The following is a 20,186-nucleotide window of genomic DNA, read 5'->3' as shown; positions in this document are numbered from 1 at the left end:
CACCCGCACCCGCCCACCTGGCATGACTTCCACGGCTTTCCCGCGCCGCTCTACGCGGTGGACTACCCCGCGCCCGGCGAACCGGCTCTGGCGGCCCGCATCGCCAGCGTGCTGGAGAAGGCGGGCCTGCCGGCGACCCTCGACCCGGAGCGGCCGCGGGACCACGGCGTCTGGGTGCCGCTGTCGCTGATGTACCCCGACGCGGACATCCCGGTGCTGCAATTGTCCCTGCCCACCGCCTTCGGCCCGACCCTGCAGACCCGCATCGGCCAGGCCCTGGGCGCCTTGCGCAAGGAGGGCTTCCTGCTGGTGGGCTCCGGCAGCATCACCCACAACCTGGGCGAGCTGGACTGGCGGGCCGGGCCGGAGGTGGTGGAGCCCTGGGCGCGGGCGTTCCGCGACTGGATCGTCGAGCGGCTGCAGGCCGACGACGAGGCGGCCCTCCACGACTACCGGCAACGCGCGCCCCAGGCCCGCCGCGCCCATCCCCGGGACGAACACCTGCTGCCGCTGTTCTTCGCCCGCGGCGCCGGTGGCCGCTTTGGCGTGGCGCACCAGGGCTTCACCCTGGGCGCCCTGGGCATGGACATCTACCGCTTCGACTGAGCCGGAAAATCCGTGCCCGAAAAGCGGCGGCCCTCGCCCTCGAAATCCTCTACGCTGCCGGCAACCGCTACCGGAGCGTTGCCCATGCTGTTCGACCTGCCCGACGACGACGTGCTGTACCAGGCGCTGCTGACCCGCGATCCGGCCTACGACGGCTTCGCCTACGTGGGTGTCAGCAGCACCGGAGTGTTCTGCCGCCTGACCTGCAGCGCGCGCAAGCCGAAGCGCGAGAACGTGACCTTCTTCGACTCCATCGCGGCCGCGCTGGAAGCCGGCTTTCGGCCGTGCAAGCGCTGCACGCCGCTGGCCCTGCCGGGCGAACAGGACCCGCTGGTGCAGGACCTGCTGGCGGCCCTGGACGCCGAGCCGGAACGGCGCTGGTCCGAGGACGACCTGGTGGCGCGTAAGCTCGATCCCTCCACGGTGCGCCGGACCTTCAAGCGCCAGTTCGGCCTCACCTTCCTGGAAATGGCCCGCCTGCGCCGCCTCGGCCGCGGCCTGGACCGGCTGGCGGCCGGCGAACGGGTCATCCAGGCGCAGATGGAAGCGAGCTTCGCGTCCGGCAGCGGTTTCCGCGCCGCCATCGCCCGTCACCTCGGCACCACCCCGAGCCAGGTACACCGCCGCGCGCTGCTGCGGGCGGATTGGCTGGAAACCCCCATCGGCGCAATGCTGGCGGTGGCCGACGAGCACGGCCTGCACCTGCTGGAGTTCGTCGATCGCCCGGCGCTGCCCGGGGAGCTGACACGCCTCAAGGCGCGCACCGACTCGGAAATCGTCATGGGTCGCACCCCGCCCCTGGACCGGATCGAGGCCGAGCTGGCGGACTATTTCGCCGGGCGCTCGCTGCATTTCGCCACGCCCCTGATGGAGGCCGGCTCGGTCTTCACCCGGCGGGTCTGGGACGCCCTGCGGGAGGTGCCGGCGGGGGAAACCTGCAGCTATGCCGCCCTGGCGGTGAGCGTGGGCCAACCCTCGGCGACCCGAGCGGTGGCCCGCGCCAACGGCGCCAACCAGATCGCCATCGTGATTCCCTGCCACCGGGTGATCGGCTCGGATGGCTCCCTCACCGGCTACGGGGGCGGGCTCTGGCGCAAGCGCTGGCTGATCGAGCACGAACGGCGCCAGGTCGTCGCCGCGACCCATGGCGACGCGCCGCCCGTACCCGAAGCCGGCCAGGCGAGCGCCAGCTAGAGCGGCGGGCAGCCGGAAGATCGACAGGGCTGGAGGCTGCCCAGGACGTCGCAGCACTCGCCAGATGGCGGGTTGGCGTAACGGCAGTCAGTCTAAACACGGGTCCACCCGCGGCGGCTTTCCTCCATGGCCGACGGCCAAGGTGCCGAGGGGCAGCCAATCAGCAGGCTGGCGAGAACCGATCCCCAGGAAGCGCCGGCCCGCGCAGGGTCGACGCGGAGGGCCTCAGACCACCTCGGCCCAGAGGTCGTACTCGTCGGCATCGGTGATGCGCACGCGGATGCGGTCGCCGGGCTTGACGTCGCGGGTATCAATGAACACGTTGCCGTCGATTTCCGGGGCGTCCGCGTGGGAGCGGCCCACGGCGCCCTGCTCGTCCACCTCGTCGATCAGCACGTCCACCTCGCGGCCGATCTTCAACTGCAGGCGCTCGGCGGAGATGGCCTGCTGGTGGGCCATGAAGCGCTCCCAGCGGTCCTGCTTGACGTCGTCGGGTACCGGGTCGAGGCCCAGTTCGTTGGCCGGCGCGCCGTCCACCGGCGAATACTGGAAGCAGCCGACACGGTCCAGCTGGGCCTCGGTGAGCCAGTCCAGCAGGTACTGGAAGTCTTCCTCGGTCTCGCCGGGGAAGCCGACGATGAAGGTGGAGCGGATGGTCAGCTCCGGGCAGAGCTCCCGCCACTTCTTGATCCGCGCCAGGGTCTTGTCCTCGAAGGCCGGGCGCTTCATGGCCTTGAGCACCTTCGGGCTGGCGTGCTGGAACGGGATGTCCAGGTAGGGCAGCAGCTTGCCCGCAGCCATCAGCGGGATCACGTCATCCACGTTCGGGTAGGGATAGACGTAGTGCAGGCGCACCCACACGCCCATGCTGGACAGGGCCTCGCACAGCTCCAGCATGCGGGTCTTCACCGGCTGGCCGTTCCAGAAGTCGGTCTTGTACTTCAGGTCCACGCCGTAGGCGCTGGTGTCCTGGGAAATCACCAGCAGCTCCTTGACGCCCGCCTTGACCAGCCGCTCGGCCTCGCCCAGCACACTGCCCACCGGGCGGCTGACCAGCTTGCCGCGCATGGAGGGGATGATGCAGAAGCTGCAGGAATGGTTGCAGCCCTCGGAAATCTTCAGGTAGGCGTAGTGCCGCGGGGTCAGCTTGACCCCCTGGGGCGGGACCAGGTCCACCAGCGGGTTGTGCTCGGCGCGTGGCGGGACCACCTCGTGCACCGCGGTCACCACCTGCTCGTACTGCTGCGGCCCGGTGACCGCCAGCACGCTGGGGTGGACGTCGCGGATGGAGCCCTCCTCCACCCCCATGCAGCCGGTGACGATGACCTTGCCGTTCTCGGCGATGGCCTCGCCAATCACTTCCAACGATTCGGCTTTGGCGCTGTCGATGAATCCACAGGTATTGACCACCACCACGTCGGCGTCCTGGTAGGTGGGCACGACCTCGTAGCCCTCCATGCGCAGCTGGGTGAGGATGCGCTCGGAGTCCACCAGGGCCTTGGGGCAACCCAGTGAAACGAAGCCGACTTTCGGCGTGGATACGGTGGACATGGCTAACCTCGGACGGGCGCTCAGACGGCGCCTCTGATCAAAAAGTGCGCAATTCTAGCGGCAGCTCGGCGGCTTGACCAGCCTTCCGGTTGCCGTCGGGACGGCTAGGCTGGAAAGGTCGAAACTGCGACATCGCGTCCTCGGGTACTTGCCTGGGCAGGGCGGCTGGCAGAGGATGCGCCACATTTTTCAAGCAGGATGGGTTGCATGAGCGAAATCGCCGCAGAACCGGCCCGGCAGCACGGACAAGCGTCCTCCATGGGCCTGCTGGTGGCCACCATCGGCGTGGTGTATGGCGACATCGGCACCAGCCCGCTGTACACCCTCAAGGAAGTGTTCGCCGGGCACTACGGCGTGCAAGCCAACCACGATGGCGTGCTGGGCATCCTCTCGCTGATCTTCTGGTCGCTGATCTGGGTGGTGTCGATCAAATACGTGCTGTTCATCCTGCGCGCCGACAACCAGGGCGAAGGCGGGGTGATCGCCCTGACCGCCCTCGCCCGCCGCGCCGCGCTGCCCTACCCGCGGTTGAAGACGGTGTTGGTGCTGCTGGGGCTGTTCGGCGCCGCGCTGTTCTACGGCGACAGCATGATCACCCCGGCCATCTCCGTGCTGTCGGCGGTGGAGGGCCTGGAAATCGCCTTCGACGGCCTCGGTCACTGGGTGGTGCCCCTGGCGCTGATCCTGCTGGTGGGGCTGTTCCTGCTGCAGAAGCGCGGCACCGCCCAGATCGGCATCGTCTTCGGGCCGGTGATGGTGCTCTGGTTCAGCGTACTGGGGGTGCTGGGGGTCTATGGCATCCTGCAGCGCCCGGAGGTGCTCAAGGCGCTCAACCCCTATTGGGGCGTGCATTTCTTCATCGTCCACCCGGCCATCGGCCTGGCGATCCTGGGCGCCGTGGTGCTGGCGCTGACCGGCGCCGAGGCGCTGTACGCGGACATGGGCCACTTCGGCCGCAAGCCGGTGGCCCGCGCCTGGTTCGGCCTGGTGCTGCCGGGCCTGGTGCTCAACTATTTCGGCCAGGGAGCGCTGTTGCTGGAGAACCCCGAGGCGGCCCGCAACCCGTTCTACCTCTTGGCGCCGTCCTGGGCGCTGCTGCCCCTGGTGGCCCTGTCGACCCTGGCCACGGTGATCGCCTCCCAGGCGGTGATATCCGGCGCGTTCTCCATCACCCAGCAGGCGATCCAGCTGGGCTACGTGCCGCGCATGCACATCCAGCACACCTCAAGCCACGAGCAGGGGCAGATCTACATCGGCACGGTGAACTGGGCACTGATGGTGGGCGTGGTACTGCTGGTGCTGGGCTTCGAATCCTCCGGCGCCCTGGCCTCGGCCTATGGCGTGGCAGTGACCGGCACCATGCTGATCACCACCTTGCTGGTGACCGCCGTGATGCTGCTGCTGTGGAAGACGCCGCTGTGGCTGGCAATCCCGGTGCTGGTGGGTTTCCTGCTGGTGGACAGCCTGTTCTTCGCCGCCAACGTGCCGAAGATCATCGAGGGCGGCGCGTTCCCGGTGGTGGCGGGCATCGCGCTGTTCGCCCTGATGACCACCTGGAAGCGCGGCCGGCAGATCCTCATGGAGCGCCTGGACGAAAGCGCGCTGCCGTTGCCGCTGTTCATCAACAGCATCCGCAGCCAGCCGCCCCACCGCGTGCAGGGCACCGCGGTGTTCCTCACCGCGCGCCCGGACGCCGTCCCCCACGCGCTGCTGCACAACCTGCTGCACAACCAGGTGCTGCACGAGCAGGTGGTGCTGCTCACCGTGGTCAGCGAGGACCAGCCCCGGGTGCCGCCGGAGCGGCGCTTCGAGGTGGATGCCTATGGCGATGGCTTCTTTCGCGTGCTGCTGCACTTCGGCTTCATCGAGGAGCCGGATGTGCCCGCGGCCCTGGCCCTCTGTCACCTGAGCGAACTGGATTTCAGCCCCATGCGCACCACCTACTTCCTCAGCCGGGAAACGGTGATCCCCACCAAGCGAATGGGCATGGCGCGCTGGCGCGAGGCGCTGTTCGCCTTCCTGCTGAAGAATGCCAACAGCAACCTGCGCTACTTCAAGCTGCCGCTAAACCGGGTGATCGAGCTGGGCACCCAGGTGGAGTTCTGACGTCGAGGCGAAAGCTCATTCGAACGCGCGAGGTCGAGGTAGGCGCGCTGTGAGCGCCCCGTCCTGCGGGCATTAACAGAAACGCGCCCTCAGGCGCGTTTCTGCCGTTTCAGGATCGCCTGGACCAAGCGCTTGGCCAGGGCCGGATAATCCTCGTCGTAGTGATGCCCGCCGGGCAGCCGCAGGTTCTCGCCCTTCGATTCGGGCAGAGTGCAGCCGCTGTCGTCGGCCTCCTCCTCGCCATAGATGCACAGCAGCTTGTCGGTGGGCAACTTGGCCAGCTCCGGCCCCACCGGCGCCTCCTCCCCGGCCTTGCCCAGCCAGCCCTGCACCCTGATCTCGAAGCTCAGGCTGCGCTCCATGGACATCAGGAACACACCATCCACCTGATTTCGGTCGGTGTCCGGCAGCTCCCCGTAAATGGAAGGAAGCACGTTGGCGCCGAAGGAAAAGCCCATCAGCACGAAGCGCTTGGCGCCCCATTTCTCCCGGTAGATGTGCATCAGATGGGAGAGGTCGGCGGCGGATTGCTGCGCGGTCTTGTGCTGCCAGTAGTAGCGCAGGGTGTCCACACCCACCACCGGGTAGCCCAGCTCGGCCATCTGCGCCGCCACGTCACGGTCCAGGTCGCGCCAGCCGCCGTCGCCGGAGTAGAACAGGGTTACGGTGTCGCTGGCCTTGCCCGGCGGGGCCGGAACCTCCACCACCGGGATCGTCTCGCCGGTGCCTTGCAGCAGGCGCTGCAGTTCGCTGTCCAGCAGGGCCGGCAGCGCGGTGTCGTAGTCGGCGATCAGCGTTTCCGCATTGGAGACGTCCCGGGCGAAACGGGCGCTGTCATCGTCCGGGCTGTCGTTCCAGGCCACGCTCCAGCGCCCGTGACTCGCCTGGGTGGGCAGGGGTTGCGGGCAGTCCGGGTGGTCGACGGCGAAATCCACTGACAGCGCCCGGGCCTTGTCGCTGCCCTGCCCCGCCAGCCAGCGCCAGGCCAGCGCCGCGCCGGGCCCGCTGCCGGCCACCAGGGTCGGTTCGCCGTCCAGGTGTTGGCGCAGGGTGCCCAGCCGCGCGGCCTGGGCCGCGCAGTCGCCGTCGCGGGTCTCCACCTGCAGCACCTCGGCACCCGCGGTATCCGCCAGAGCCAGCAACTGGCCTTCGTTAAGACCCTGCCCGGCCGGCACCGCCACCAGCACCCGCTCGCCGCGGGCGGTACCGGGTATGGCGTGTACCGCCGGGCTGCCGTCTTCCAGGGTCAGGGGCTCCACCCGGCTCTTGGGCGGTGGGCGCAGCCAGAGGTACAGGGCGGCCACCAGCACGATCAGGACCAGCAGCACCAGCAGGCCAAGCCCGCGACGTTTGAACGAGGGCATCAGCGTTTCACCAGTCCGGTCAGGCCGCCGGCGATCAGGGCGGCGGTGTCGGCCAGCGCCAGCAACGGATCGAGTCCGGCGGGCACGGCCATGTAGCGGGGCTCCCAGTCGGGCTGGAACTTGTCCTTGAAGCGCCGTAGCCCCTGGAAGTTGTAGAACTGCTCGCCGCGCCGGAACACCAGGGCACCGAGTCGCTGCGGCAGCGGCGCGCCGCGGCGTGGCTGCAGGCCGGCCAGGGGCACCATGCCGAGGCTGAAGTAGGCGTGGCCGCGGGCCTTGAAGTGCAGGATCAGGCCGAGCATGAGGAACTCCATGGTCAGCTTCGGCGCGTCCGGGTGCACCCGCATCAGGTCCAGGCTGGCCATTTCCAGGCTTTCGGTTTCCAGCAGGTTGGCAAAGGCCACCGGCTTGCCCTGGTCATGCACCACGGCGATGCGGAAGTGCTGCAGGTAGGCCGGGTCGAAGCGGCCGAGGGAGAAGCCTTTTTCCCGTACCTGCTTGCCCAGCATCCAGGCGTCGGAAATGCGCTTCAGCTCGTCCAGGGGCGCGGCTCCGGGCTCGTAGAATTCCAGGCTCAGGCCGTCCCGCTGGCCGCGGTTCCAAGTGTAGCGCAGGTCCTTCTTGCCCTTGCTCTCCAGGTCGAAGCGGCTCAAGTCGACGCAGGCCTCCTCGCCCAGTTTGAGGGCAGTGAGGCCGATGTCCATGTAGAACGGCAGGTTCTCCGCCCGCACCTGATAGAACACCGGGCGCGCGTGGTAGCGATCGCAGAGGTCGCGGAACTGCCAGATCAGCTCGGCACGCTGGATCGGCGGGCCCACCGGGTCGAACAGCGACACCAGGCTACGCCCGCGCCGGGCGAACATCAGGAAGGCCTCGTCCTGGGGATGGAACAGCAGGGCCTTGTCGCCGGTGAGCACCAGGCCGCCATCCGGTTGCTCCGAGCGGCGGACGATGGCGGCGGCGCGCTGCAGCTCGTCGGCGGTAGGCGGGTGAATTGTCGGCGGGGCCGGACGCAGCAGCCAGATCAGCGCAATGCCGGCCAGCAGCAGGCCGCTGGCGAGGGTGGCACGCAGGGTGCGGGGTGCCTCGGCGTCCACCGCGAACTGCCACCACAGCTCGTGGCTGTAGGGCACGTCCTGGTAGGCGAAGAACATCAGCCAGATCGCCGCCGCCAGCACGCAGACGCTGGCCACCAGGTTGAACGGCGAGAACGGCATCTCCAGCAATCGACTGGGGCGATAGAAGGCCCGCCGGAATACTGCCAGCAGCGCAGCCGTGAGGATCAGCAGGCTCGCCTCTTCCCAGTCGAAGCCCTTGAGCAGGGACAGCCCGGCGCCGGCCAGCAGCAACACCACGGTGAGTACCCAGGCCGCCGACAGGCGCCGGCGCAGGCCGTGGGCCAGCAACAGGCAGAGCACGCCGATCAGGCTGGCGGCCAGGTGCGAGGCCTCGATCAACTTGCTGGGGATGAGGAAGCTCAGGTGCTCCAGGCGCATGTCCGCGGCGGGGGTGGCCCCCGAGAACAGCAGCACCACCCCGGAGAGGAACACCAGCAGCGCCAGCACCGGCGCCGCCAGGCCCGAGGCCACCCGGAATGCCCGTCGCCCCGTGGAGAAGAAGAACCGCTGCCCTTCGTGGGCCAGCAGCAGCAGGCAGCCTAGCACCAGAGGCAGGCCCACGTAGATCAGCCGGTAGAGCAGCAGCGCCGCCGCCAGGGGCGCCGCACCGATCTGCCCGGCGAAGGCCGCCAGCAGCACCGCTTCGAACACTCCGACACCGCCCGGTACGTGGCTCAGCACCCCGGCGGCCAGGGCCAGCAGGTACACCAGGAGGAACGCCCCCAGGGGCGGCGCCTCGGGCAGCAGCAGGTAGAGCACCATGGCGGCGGCGCACACATCCACCAGGGTAATGAGCAGTTGCAGGGCCGCCAGGCGCAGGCCCGGCAGCCGCACCAGGCGGCGGCCGCCCCGCACGTCGACGCAGCCAGGCACCGCCACGTCCGGCTGGCGGCGACGTGCCAGGTACGCCACCAGCAGGCCGATCGGTACCAGCACGGCCAGGGCCAGCACAGCCACCAGCCCCGCCGGCAGCTTCAGGGCATGGGCGGCATCCGGCAGGTCGCTGAGGGCCGCCAGGGCCGCCAGGGGCGGCAGGGCGCAACCCAGGGACAGGCTGGCGAACAGGGTCATCCGCGCGATGTCCCCCGCGCCCAGGCCCTCGCGGCCATACAGGCGATAGCGCACCGAGCCACCGGACAGCAGCGACAGCCCCACGGCGTTGCCCACGGCGAAGGCGCAGAAGCCGCCCAGGGCCAGGCGCCCAGGCGGCAAGGTCACGCCCGCATACCGGCTGGCGGACCATTCGTAGCCCAGCAGGCTGATGAAACCGATAGCAGTGGCCACCAGCGCGCCCACCAAGCTGCTGCGCGGCACGTCCAGCATGGCGCTGCGCAGGCTGTCCGGGTCCAGTTCATGGAGCAGGTGCCAGCAGGCCAGCAGGCCCACGGTGAACAGCAGCACCGTCAGCACCAGGCCGAACGTCTGCCGGTAGGCGCTGATCCGCTCCAGCCAGCGCAGCCGCTTCGGCTGCTCCACCAGCGGGATGTCCAGGGTGGGGACGACGGGGATGTCGGAGGACGGTGAATCGACGTGCATCAAGGCACCTCTTGCTGATCGCACTTCAGAGTAGGCAGCCGGCCGCCAGCTTTCCAAGGTGCGCGGATTCGATTGGGGACTTTTCGTGGAATACGCTCAGGCTTCGACGTTTCAGGCGCGGGAACGCTCACTCGACATGAAGGCGGCTGAAACAAGAAAGCCACTCGGGCGAGTGGCTCTGGGACGATTGCTCATCAGCATAGAAAGTGGGCGATCCGGGCGGTATCGAACGGCCAGTCCAGCACGGCGTCAGTATCCGCGCGGCGCAGGACGGGAATGCGGGTGCCGTAGGCATCCACCCAGTCGGCACGCTCAACGATATCCACGACCTCCACCTGCAGGCCCTGGCTGACCAGGGGCATCAGCTCGGCTTCGGCCTGCTCGCACAAATGACAACCGAGGGTGCCGAACAGCTGGCATTCCGGCAGCATCGCCCTGCGCTCCTATGCACTGTGAGGCGCGCAGTCTAGCACGCGTCAGGAGAGCACCGCCGCCGGCTTGCCGGTGTCGTGGGCGACCAGTTTCTGCAGGCCGTCGAGCAGGGTGGTGTTGAGTTTTTCCGCCTTGTCCCGCTGGGCATCGTCCAGTTGGTCGTTCAGGCCGAAACCGCCCTTGAGCAGGTCCTGGAGCATGGACTTGCCGTCGGTAGCCACCTGGTTCGCCGAACCCAGGGCATCCAGCAGGCTCTGGGCATAGTCCCGCAGGGTGCCGTTCATGGCACTGGCCGCGCCGCCCTGGGCACCACCCTGCTGGGCCACTTCGCTGTAGGCATCGGTGGCCTGGCGCATGCGGGTCTGGGTGAGGTTGAGGGACATGGAGGCCAGCTGGGTGCCATCCAGGTCCAGGCTGACGGCCTTGTCGAAGGCACCGGCGAGATCGCCGGAGAAGAACTTGCCGGACAGGTCCTGGACCTTGTCCAGCAGGTCGGTCAGCGAGGCTTTCTCCTCGTCGTTCAGGTCACCCTCGACACTTACCTTCCAGGCGCCGATCTGCAACTGACCACTGCTACTCGCGCTGACACCGCTCGAACCATCGCTCACCGACCCGCTCTTCGACCAATCGGCCGAGGCCTGGGCGATGGAGATCTTCAACTTGTCGCCTTCCTTGGTGGTGACCTCCAGGTCGAAGGTCTGGGCAGTGGCGCTGCTGCGCTCGCTGTAGGCGGTGGACAGCGAGGCGCTGTCAGGCTTGGCGGCGGGCGTGCCGCCATAGGTCTTGTCCAGCTTGTCCAGGCCCGCGGTGATCTTGTCGTAGGTGGCATCCACATCCGAGGCGATCTGTCCGGTCAGTACGCCCATTCCCTTGAGGATCTTGCGAGCCTCGGCAAAGCCTTTCTCGATCCCCTCCCGGGCCTGGGAAAGCAGCTTCTCCATTTTTTCGGTGTCGGCGCCGGACGCCGCTTCGCTCTTCAGGCGCCCCTCGATGAACCCCAGCAGGCGGTCGGACACCTTGTCCGGGGTGTAGTCGTCGCGATTGGCGGACAGCGAAGCCGGGTCCATGCCCAGCTTGCTGGCGAGACGGTTGGCCAGGGCGCTCTGGGCGTCTGCGCTGTTCCTCACCGTGGGTTGCGAGGAGAAGGTCTGGCGCGCCGCGTTGTTCAACAAGGGGGAGGTCAAAGCAGCCATGAGCGTAATCCCTGAGCGAAGTCAATATGAGCGGTTGACGGCAGCCCAGGACAAAAGTTGAGCAGGGATGGGATTGCACGGACAAACGGAGCCGAGCAGGACACCCAAGCGGATGAATGGTGCCGATATGGCCGGGGTGAAACGCTTTTTCTCACCCCGTTATGCCGAAACGAACTTGTCAAAATCCATCCGTCTCGTTCTAGCCCTAGCGGTTTCGCATAATCCACAGAAGCTGTGGATAACCTCGTGGAAAACGTGGTGGGAAATCGCTGCACCCCCGCTGTTCAGAGGGCTTCAGACAAATCGTTCATTTTTTAATCAGTTTAAAATTAACTTATTTTTCAATAACTTATAAGTCAATAGCGCAATGCATGGGGGTTATGCCAGAAAAACTTAGCTGTTGGGGGAGCACGTCTGGCGATTGTGCACAAGTTTTCCGTTCGTCAAGTCCTGATCGCGCCAGAAATAGCCGCACGAAGCGTAAAAACAGCGGCGTCGCGGCGTGTATACCTCCTCCATTCTGTCTGCTCGCAAGCTCGCTCAAATCACCTCGAAAGGCCCGGATCTAGGAGGAAGGGACAGCGCCTCGATCCGAAGTGCCGCTTCGCTGCTCAGCCGAAACATGCAATCCATCGCAAATACGAACAAACCCCGCGCGGTTTTCATCGCCGCGTCTACGCTCGTTCCCGTCCGGATGACGCAGTAAAGGACTATGCGGGGCAGCGGCCACAAGCCAACCCCATGAGAAAGGCCTCCATATAAGGATTGGAGATAACAATGACAAAGCACGTGAATCACGCACGACTCGCTGTCAGTTCCCTCGCACTCGCCCTCAGTACTTCGGCCCTGGCCGCGCCCCTCAAACCCAGTGACCTGCTGAACGAATTCTGGAGCCCGGCCCGGGCCAACCCGTTCGAATGCAGCCTGGGCATCCTCAACGCCACCCCGATGGGACTGCCCCGCTGCATGCAGGGCGCCCGGATCAGCCAGCACCTGCAGAACCTGCAGGACATTGCCAAGGCCCATGACGGTAACCGCGCCGCCGGCCTGCCGGGCTACCAGTCCTCCGTGGACTACGTGAAGGACACCCTGCAACGGGCCGGCTACGTGGTCAAAATCCAGCCGTTCCCCTTCACCTCCTTCTACCCGAAGGGTCCGGGCCAGCTGAGCGCCACCGCGCCCTCGAAGGTCAGCTACGAATGGGAAAAGGACTTCAACTACCTCTCCCAGACCGACGCGGGTAACGTCACCGCCAAGGTGGTCCCGGTCGATATTTCCCTGGGCGCCGGCAACACCTCCACCAGCGGCTGCGAGGCGGAAGACTTCGCCGCGTTCCCGGCCGGTTCCATCGCACTGATCCAGCGCGGCACCTGCACCTACCAGCAGAAGGCCGAGAACGCCGCGGCTGCCGGCGCGGTTGGCGTGGTGGTGTTCAACCAGGGCGACAGCGACGACCGCAAGGGCCTGCTCAATGCCACCCTGGGCGACAGCTACAAGGGCGGCATCCCGGTGGTCTTCGCCACTTACGACAACGGGGTGGCCTGGTCCCAGACCGCGGGCCTCACGCTCAACCTAGTGGTCGACGTGATCCGCGAGAAGACCCAGACCTTCAACGTCATCGCCGAAACCCGCACCGGCAACCCGAACAACGTGGTCATGGTCGGTGGTCACCTGGACTCCGTCCCGGAAGGCCCCGGCATCAACGACAACGGCTCGGGCAGCGCGGCGATCCTCGAACTGGCCCTGCAGATGCGCAAGACCTACCCGGTGAACAAGGTGCGCTTCGCCTGGTGGGGCGCCGAGGAATCCGGCCTGGTGGGGTCCACCTACTACGTCAACCAGCTGAGCGACGCCGAACGCGCGAAGATCAAGACCTACCTGAACTTCGACATGATCGGCTCGCCCAACTTCGCCTACTTCATCTATGACGGCGACGGCTCGGTCTATGACCTGAAGGGCCCGCCGGGCTCTGGCGCCGTCGAGAAGCTGTTCGAGAAGTACTACCGCCTGCGTGGCCTGGAATCCGAGGGCGACGCCATCACCTTCCGCTCCGACTACGCCGAGTTCTTCCGGCAAGGCATCGCCTTCGGTGGCCTGTTCAGCGGCGCCGAAGTGGTGAAGACGCCGGACCAGGCGGCCAAGTACGGCGGCGAAGCCGGCAAGGCGTTCGACGAGTGCTACCACCAGGCCTGCGACAACATGAGCAACATCAACAACGAGGCCCTGGAAATCAACGGCGACGCCATCGCCTTCGTCACCAGCTGGCTGGCCCTGTCCACCAAGGTGATCGACGACGAGATCGCCGCGTCGAAACCGAAGGCCAAGCTGGCTCCGGAAGTCCAGGACATCACCCACTGGGGCGACCACTGGATCAAGTAAGCGCCTGAACAGGCCTGGAGGTCGCTCCCTCCTCCAGGCCTGGCGATCCCCCGCAAGGACGCGCCCCCGGGACCTGGGGGATGAAAGCCCCGACGCACGCGTCGGGGCTTTTTTCATGGCTGATGCCCACGACTGGCCCGGATCAGAGAACGGATTGAGAACAGCCACACAGAACGGCGTCCTTCGGACGCAACGAAGCGGTGACGCCGCCCGCGCTTTCGGTCTCAATGCAGACTCCCTCGACGAAAAGTACATGCCCATGAGCTTGATCGACTGCGCCGAGTGCAAGACCCCGATCTCCGACAAGGCGATCGCCTGCCCGAAATACGGCTACCCCCTCAATCCCCCGTCGGGCCGGCCCTTCAGCGAAAAGAACATCGGCCAGATCGCCGGCGCCACCGGCATTTGGCTCACCGCCCCATGGGTCGCCCGTATGGTGGTCGGGGTAGTGACGGTGATCGTCCTGGGCGCGGTGGGCATCGCCTACATCCTGCGCTGAAACAGCACCGCAGCCTTCAGCGCGCAGCCTGACGCCTCCCAGGTTCAAACAGGAATCGCACAGACGGTTGCCAGGCCGGGAGTCCGCTTATAGATTGCGCGGCATGGAAACCCTCAAAGACCGGATGCGACTGGCCAGGAAACACGCTGGCCTGCTGCAGAAAGACCTGGCGCTGCGCGTCGGCATCTCCCAGCCGCTGATCTCCCAGATCGAAAAAGGCGAGAATCGGAACAGCGTCCACCTGCTGAAGATCGCCGACGCGTGTGGCGTGGATCCGCTCTGGCTGGCCGAGGGCAAGGGGGAAATGCGCCCCCAGCCGCTACCTTCCACCCCAGACACCCTTGAGGACGACCGTTTCGTGGAAGTGCCCCAGCTCACGGCGAAAGCCGCCGCGGGCCTGGGCGAGGAAAACCCCCATGTGGAAACGCTCGGCACCCTCGCCTTCAAGAAAGCCTGGATCAAGCGCAAGGGCCTGAAAGCCGAAGACCTTCAGGTGATCTTCGCGTCCGGCCTGAGCATGCTCCCCACCCTCCAGGAATGGGATGCACTGCTGGTGGACCGATCCGCCAGGCAGCTCAAGCATGACCGGATCTTTGCCTTCCTCACCGTCGAGCACGAAACCATCGTGAAGCGCGCCATCCGGCACGGCGACACGTGGTACCTGCGCAGCGACAACGTAGACAAGAGCATCCGTGCCCATCAGGACGTCGCATTGGTCGTGGACGGTGTCCAGCGTTACGAGGTGATCGGCCAGGTGCTCTGGCGCGGCGGGGATTTGTAAGGCCAGGCAATAATTGGCTACACGCCGGCCATGTGCATGACGTGAACCTGTAACGCTGGCTCATTCTGGGACGGGAGCTTCTGCCCGGCTTCGAACCTTACCCGGCCGTTTGGGGTATCGAGCCTGAAACATCGCCGTCCTGCTCCAGCCAATAGCCCTCGCCCCGAGGCACACTCCATTGACGCAGTCATTTGCTCTTAAGGCTCCAGCGAAGCCACTACTTCTGTTTTTCTGATAGCCGCAGCCGGTACACGAAAGCGTATTGACTCAAAATATAAGTATGCTTATATTCTCTCAATGCGGTTCCATTCTTTCAACCTGTAGCTGCCCATACGCTCTTTAACAAACCAGTCCGATGTATTCCGTAATCCAGCCGCTACGCCTCGCCGGAGTCTTCTATCCGCGCTGATTCATCCATCACCTTTCAACCGGTGCCCTCTTTCTACAGCCGTCATCCCGATGCCCATTCACGAGTGGTCATCGGGATGTAGGCCTGCATCACCCAAACGGCCATAGAAGGCCATCAATCCAGAAGTTAGGAGTTGGAAATGCCCGTAAATATCAGCGCCCTCACCCTGTCCGTACCCGCCCCCGCCTCGCCCACCGATCCAGAAGCCGTCCTGGTCTCCGGTGCCGAAGCCCTCGCGAAGTATCCGGACTTCGTAGCCGCCCTGCCGGACGGCTCCGTTCGCCTCTTCGCCCCCACCAAGGCGGCCACCACCGAAAGTGTCAAGCGCACTCGCTGCGAGTGGCGGGAAAACGAATACTGGACCCTCGACAGCGCCCCCGATCATTGGAGCAAGCAGGAAATGATGCTGACCAAGATCAACAGCGCCGGGCGCGTGGTCATCGCCCAGGCCCACGTCAAGAACAGCAACCGTCCGTTGCTCAAGGTCTTCTGGGACAAAGGCGACGTGATCATGGGCTACCGCCTGGTGTTCAACCAGAAAGACCCGGAAAACGTCACATTGCTGAGCGGCGTGAAGTTGAATCAGAAGTTCGAAGTGGTCGTACACCTGAGCTCCTCTGGTGCCCTGACCGTTCGGCCTTCGATCAACGGCAAAGGCAAGGCAAGCGTCGAACTGCAACTGGATCCCTCCTGGACCAAACAAAAACTGGTCTTCCACGGCGGTATCTACAACCAGATAGACTACGACGCCCACACCCCGGTCGATGAAGGCACCATCAGCATCATCGATCGGCTCACCCTCGCTCACGAATGACGTGAGCTGACCCAGCACGGACGAGTCCTGTGGCTAGCGCAGCCAGACCAGACGCATCCGGGGCAGCGCCCGGCGTCCGTTGCTCTCATCTACACGTCACCGCCCTGCGGTTCGCCCCAAGGTGGCGATACGTACTTGCCAAGCTGGCAGACTCACCATCTATGAAACTCTGTTTCCAGCCGCTCACCACGCCAATAAAGCTTCGGCAGTACCGAAGCGCTTTTTGCGTTCGAGAATTGAGTCAATGAGAAAGGGATAGGGAGGGTGCCCAAAGCAAAATATTCATTTGGCGACCACCCATTGGCTGCGCTGGATATCGCCACCATGGCTTTACCTCTCGCCTGAAGTAGATCGACCACCCCAATAAGTGGCATATGAACAGCAGCCAGGAAATCTTTGCAGTGTGGGGATGGCCGGATAAAAATGCACTTTAAGGAAAGAGTGAGTGCTATTCCAAATCTCCAACCGCTTACCTTGCCAGACCAGAAGAATCAACGGTTGTTAATTCAGCCGGCACGTTGCATCGCGAACCGGTCGGTAGACCATCGCTAATTAAGCGATCTCGAGAGGTGTCAGCTTACGTGAGCGGCTCACCAGCTCGGTCCTACTGGTTATCCATGGTGAAGAAACACTATGGCCGCTGGATACCGACTAAAGCGGAGCATGGCGAAAATGGCGGGGGTTTGACCGGTATGGAACGGCCTACAAAACACGTACTTGGTCTAATTACTCTGCCTGAAACGACGAAGCCCCTGAAAACTCTATGAGCATCAAGGGCTTCGACATTTCGCGTTATGGCGGGGAGATAGGGATTTGAACCTGTTTTCAATATGCCCATTACGGGTCAATGCGTAGCATTGCTGGCTTTTTCTTGTTCAAGAAGATCATTTCGGCACTATCGATTTCATTACTTTCGACACTTTTTCGACATCTTACGATTTAGTTTTCAATTGTTCTGCCAGCTCTAATATCTCAATGTGGTAATGATATTTTGACATAGAGAAACGAAGAGCAATTACACCTGCAAAAATACCCACAAAAAATGCCAGTATTAAAGTTATGCTTATATTGGCAATTCCAGCTTTAAAACCTAAAACAAAAATCTTAAATATAGATATATTGTATTTCTCAAGGAGTTGGTAAATGTCTAACATTTTCCCTATGGCGGCCATAATAGCAATACTGCTACTGCTCCCTAAAAATACTGCCGCTCTGCGATCCATATTTTTTAGCTTGGATGCAATCAAATTTTTCGCCAACCCAATGTGTAATTCGCTATAATAATTTGCCACATGCTTTGCGTAGGCAATATCTTTTGTAGCCTCATCTTTAAAACGTCTAAGTGCAGAGCCCTTGTTATTAACAGCATTGAATACAGCGGTAACTATTTCTAAGCCCCAAGCCAGGACAAAGAAAACATTAAGAAGCAAATACAACAAAAAAACCAAAAGTTCAGTTATATCCCCAGGGACTAAACCGAAAATGTATCGCGCTACCAAAAAGCACAGCAAAAATAAGAAAGATAAAATTGAAAACCACATGAATCCTTTAGCGCTATCATTAAGAGTTGACTCTATTCCAGTCTTCTTTTCTACAAAATTATAGCGTTTGTATCTACTTAACTCTTCTAACAAATCTCTCACTTTTTCCATATATGACCTATTAGGGGGTTAAACTTCCAGCCCCGCACGCAGCGGAATAAGATTTACAAAGCCTTGCAAGGTAAACCTTCGCTCCTTTTCTACAATCTCTATATTCTATAGAGCCATATTTATAATCGCCTTTGCACACACTGGAAAGATCGACTCGACCGTTGATTTCCGTCCAGTGGAAAAGGCCATGGCGAGCCTTCTTATGATCTGCACTTTCCCATATCCAGTTTCCCTCATGCGTGGCACGGCGAAACTGCTGCTTGGATATTGGTAGTTCAGCAGAAGAAAAGAATCGCTTTGGTGGGGGCTGAATAGTATTTATGGCCGTCTTAGGCGTGTAATTCTGGTCGTTAAAGACGGTTTGTCGTTGTACTTTTTTTATATTAACTTGCGTGACCTCCTGATCCCAACTTATTAATACTTGGACAGGCTCTTGAGAATAGGTCGGCTGACCAATCCTCGAAGCAGGTACTTGAGCAGATATTTGCGAGAAAGGCTGATTTTCACTATTGAAAACTGGTTGTCCGGCAAATCGGAATGCTTGTTTTATTTTAGTGATATCTATGATGATAGGTTTCGCATATAGCGCCACTAGCCACCAAGTAAGTATTGAGCCCAGAATTAGAGTCAAGATCACTCGCCAAACTCCATTGGAGTTTCTGCGACGCAAATACATAGGCATGTCATCCTTTTCAGCCCTCAAGTTTAGTCATCCTTAAAGTATTGGAAAAATCACTCTTTTAAAATTTGCGCTGCACTCTTGGCTTTCTACTAGCTCATTATTTACTAGGAAAAACCAAAAAATAAATCAGCTAAAGTCTATATGGACTTAGTTAGGTTTTCTTTTGGTCCCGTTTGAATAGCTCTTTAACACGTTTAACAACGTATTGTTTGAACAGAGGGTGACCTACGAGATTTGATAAATCATCTTTTGTGCTGAAGGAATTTATTACAGAGCCGCAAGCATGTTTTTCGTCAAGATGATCTGCTTTACGAAAAGCGGCAGCCATCGTAGAGTTTACGTTTATAAGTTTCGTAGTCATGCCCAAGTCGCTAAGAATTTCTTGAATAATTTCCCGCCACGACCTGTCATCTACTTCTTGAATTTCATCTCCGACAAATACCCATGCGGCATAATTTTGATCTCCTAAAGAAAATTCATAGAAATTATGTTCGGCTTGAAAAATTTTATCAGTATAGACGCTACAAGTATCAAGAATTGACGGATAGGGCGCGGATGAAGTTCGATGCTTTGTTACTGCATAGCCATCCTCATTAATTCGAGCGCATATAATCGAATCTTGAATTGTTGAAAAAATCTTAATAAGCGCAGCATCTCTGGACGCCCCAGACACTTTAATCACACTTTTAAGAAAAAAAGAGAAATCTTTTTCTTTACCATAGCAATCTTTAATCCAAGCAGCTGGCATTAATAGCTCCGCAGCAAAGCGGTTTGCTTCTTGCTCCATTCGTTCATATTCGAACGCATACTCTCCTTTTTTATTTTCCAAATGTGATACGACTGTACCTGTATGCCAAGGTATTATGATATGCCCTAACTCGTGAGCCAAGGTAAACTTACGTCGAGTTGCCGGAGACTCAATGTTTATATATATGGTAGGGCGTTCGGCACTACCAATTCCAACTGTGACGCCGTCGGCTTTAAACGGAAATACAACTTGTTTAATATCACCATAATCACTGGCCAATTTCTCCAGATCATAAGGAGGGTTAAGTTTATGTCTGAGAAGAGTTCTAGCGGCTAGTTTTTCCTCTGGAAACATACTAGAGCTTTCCAATTTTCTCAAGCCACTTTTTCATTTGCGCGGCTTCGCGAGGCTTTGAAGCTCGTGCCGCCATTTTAATACGATCACATTCTAATTCCTGCGCAAGAGTTCTTTGATTGCGGTGAGCGGATACAATCCATGGGAGGATTGATGGTGAAGTCATCCACGCAGAATATTCATCAACAGTCATGCCAAGAAACTCATTGAGTTCAAGGTCTTGACCCTCAACTCCTTCAGACCATGCTTCTACAGCATCATCAATTTCATCTGCAAAAGCATCCCCACTCAAACATTTCTCAATGAAATTCATATATACCTCACTTGAGATCTATCCTACGCCCACGTACGGGAGGCTTAATAAAATCTCCATTAACAGCATCTATTACGCCGAGATGAATGCCTCTGCAGTTAAAAACCTCAATCTCGCCATGCAACGAATCCCAAGTGTAGTATATGTTTTCTTCGGGATCCACATAAACCTGTCTAGTTCCATAGACATGGGACTTTTTTAATTTATCCAAGTAACAGGGTCTCGGCTTTGAAACTCCTCCCATACAAATTATTCTCCATTATTTCTTATTAACTTCTCTACATGAGATTTATTTTACTGGTTTCTGTTTCTATGAAGTTGAGGGTATTCCACGCACCCATGGACAAGTTTTGTTATTTCCTCATTATTGGCTTCTTTTATCGTAAGCATGACGTCTTTTTCTCTTTTTTCGCATTCTTGTTGTGTCTGAAACCTACTCACTTCCAAAATATTTT

General features: G+C 61.0%; 17 protein-coding genes. 7 read left to right on the top strand and 10 right to left on the bottom strand.

Features of this window, described 5'->3' with window-relative positions; all coding sequences use genetic code 11:
- Both FM069_RS07975 and FM069_RS07970 read left to right on the top strand, forming a co-directional pair.
- Positions 1 to 606: DODA-type extradiol aromatic ring-opening family dioxygenase (locus tag FM069_RS07975; protein WP_143487761.1), on the top strand; the 606-nt coding region annotated here is incomplete at its 5' end.
- Positions 607 to 690: 84 nt separating this feature from the next.
- The gene (locus FM069_RS07970; protein WP_143487760.1) at positions 691 to 1,800 is read left to right on the top strand and encodes a bifunctional transcriptional activator/DNA repair enzyme AdaA; all 1,110 of its coding nucleotides are present in this window, start codon (positions 691 to 693) and stop codon (positions 1,798 to 1,800) included.
- Positions 1,801 to 2,025: 225 nt separating this feature from the next.
- Here the strand turns inward: FM069_RS07970 and rimO are convergent, their stop codons facing one another.
- Positions 2,026 to 3,351 carry a 30S ribosomal protein S12 methylthiotransferase RimO gene (gene rimO / locus FM069_RS07965; RefSeq protein ID WP_143487759.1) on the bottom strand — a complete coding sequence of 442 codons (1,326 nt, stop codon included), beginning with the start codon at positions 3,349 to 3,351 and terminating at the stop codon, positions 2,026 to 2,028.
- A gap of 207 nt (positions 3,352 to 3,558) precedes the next feature.
- On the opposite strand from rimO, the gene FM069_RS07960 reads away from it, so the two are divergent.
- Positions 3,559 to 5,457, top strand: coding sequence for a potassium transporter Kup (locus FM069_RS07960; RefSeq protein WP_143487758.1), 1,899 nt, complete (start codon positions 3,559 to 3,561; stop codon positions 5,455 to 5,457).
- 89 nt (positions 5,458 to 5,546) lie between these two features.
- On the opposite strand, the gene FM069_RS07955 is transcribed toward FM069_RS07960, so the two are convergent.
- From FM069_RS07955 to FM069_RS07940, 4 genes are all read right to left on the bottom strand, one after another.
- A complete protein-coding gene (locus FM069_RS07955) occupies positions 5,547 to 6,821 on the bottom strand; it encodes a virulence factor family protein (protein WP_143487757.1) in 1,275 nt (424 codons plus the stop codon).
- Positions 6,821 to 9,475 carry a bifunctional lysylphosphatidylglycerol flippase/synthetase MprF gene (gene mprF / locus FM069_RS07950; RefSeq protein WP_143487756.1) on the bottom strand — a complete coding sequence of 885 codons (2,655 nt, stop codon included), beginning with the start codon at positions 9,473 to 9,475 and terminating at the stop codon, positions 6,821 to 6,823. The genes FM069_RS07955 and mprF overlap by 1 nt, the downstream gene beginning before the upstream one ends.
- Positions 9,476 to 9,669: 194 nt before the next feature.
- The gene (locus tag FM069_RS07945) at positions 9,670 to 9,906 is read right to left on the bottom strand and encodes a glutaredoxin family protein (RefSeq protein WP_143487755.1); all 237 of its coding nucleotides are present in this window, start codon (positions 9,904 to 9,906) and stop codon (positions 9,670 to 9,672) included.
- A gap of 45 nt (positions 9,907 to 9,951) precedes the next feature.
- Entirely contained in the window at positions 9,952 to 11,100 is a 1,149-nt protein-coding gene (locus FM069_RS07940) for a DUF5610 domain-containing protein (RefSeq protein ID WP_143487754.1), read from the bottom strand.
- A 777-nt stretch (positions 11,101 to 11,877) separates the two neighbouring features.
- Here FM069_RS07940 and FM069_RS07935 point away from each other — a divergent pair.
- From FM069_RS07935 to FM069_RS07920, 4 genes are all read left to right on the top strand, one after another.
- The gene (locus FM069_RS07935) at positions 11,878 to 13,479 is read left to right on the top strand and encodes a M28 family metallopeptidase (protein WP_143487753.1); all 1,602 of its coding nucleotides are present in this window, start codon (positions 11,878 to 11,880) and stop codon (positions 13,477 to 13,479) included.
- A 259-nt stretch (positions 13,480 to 13,738) separates the two neighbouring features.
- A complete protein-coding gene (locus FM069_RS07930; protein ID WP_143487752.1) occupies positions 13,739 to 13,978 on the top strand; it encodes a zinc ribbon domain-containing protein in 240 nt (79 codons plus the stop codon).
- 103 nt (positions 13,979 to 14,081) lie between these two features.
- Positions 14,082 to 14,759, top strand: a complete 678-nt coding sequence (locus tag FM069_RS07925; protein WP_143487751.1) for an XRE family transcriptional regulator — start codon at positions 14,082 to 14,084, stop codon at positions 14,757 to 14,759.
- A gap of 548 nt (positions 14,760 to 15,307) precedes the next feature.
- On the top strand, positions 15,308 to 15,982 hold the full coding sequence (locus FM069_RS07920) for a polysaccharide lyase family 7 protein (protein WP_143487750.1): 675 nt from the start codon (positions 15,308 to 15,310) through the stop codon (positions 15,980 to 15,982).
- Positions 15,983 to 16,914: 932 nt separating this feature from the next.
- Here FM069_RS07920 and FM069_RS07915 read toward each other — a convergent pair.
- The 5 genes from FM069_RS07915 to FM069_RS22265 form a co-directional block, all read right to left on the bottom strand.
- Positions 16,915 to 17,634: a hypothetical protein gene (locus tag FM069_RS07915; RefSeq protein ID WP_143487749.1), complete on the bottom strand. Its 720-nt coding sequence runs from the start codon at positions 17,632 to 17,634 to the stop codon at positions 16,915 to 16,917.
- Between the two features lie 10 nt (positions 17,635 to 17,644).
- Entirely contained in the window at positions 17,645 to 18,310 is a 666-nt protein-coding gene (locus tag FM069_RS07910; protein WP_143487748.1) for a hypothetical protein, read from the bottom strand.
- A 157-nt stretch (positions 18,311 to 18,467) separates the two neighbouring features.
- On the bottom strand, positions 18,468 to 19,418 hold the full coding sequence (locus FM069_RS07905; protein WP_143487747.1) for an ImmA/IrrE family metallo-endopeptidase: 951 nt from the start codon (positions 19,416 to 19,418) through the stop codon (positions 18,468 to 18,470).
- A 1-nt stretch (position 19,419) separates the two neighbouring features.
- Positions 19,420 to 19,731, bottom strand: coding sequence for a hypothetical protein (locus FM069_RS07900; RefSeq protein ID WP_143487746.1), 312 nt, complete (start codon positions 19,729 to 19,731; stop codon positions 19,420 to 19,422).
- A 7-nt stretch (positions 19,732 to 19,738) separates the two neighbouring features.
- Positions 19,739 to 19,975, bottom strand: a complete 237-nt coding sequence (locus tag FM069_RS22265) for a colicin E3/pyocin S6 family cytotoxin (RefSeq protein WP_143487745.1) — start codon at positions 19,973 to 19,975, stop codon at positions 19,739 to 19,741.
- Positions 19,976 to 20,186: the final 211 nt, after the last annotated feature.

Source organism: Pseudomonas mangiferae, from assembly GCF_007109405.1.
GTDB classification, from domain to species: Bacteria; Pseudomonadota; Gammaproteobacteria; order Pseudomonadales; family Pseudomonadaceae; genus Pseudomonas_T; species Pseudomonas_T mangiferae.
The sequence above is the reverse complement of the archived record's forward strand: the minus strand, read 5'-3'. Positions and strand labels throughout refer to the sequence as shown.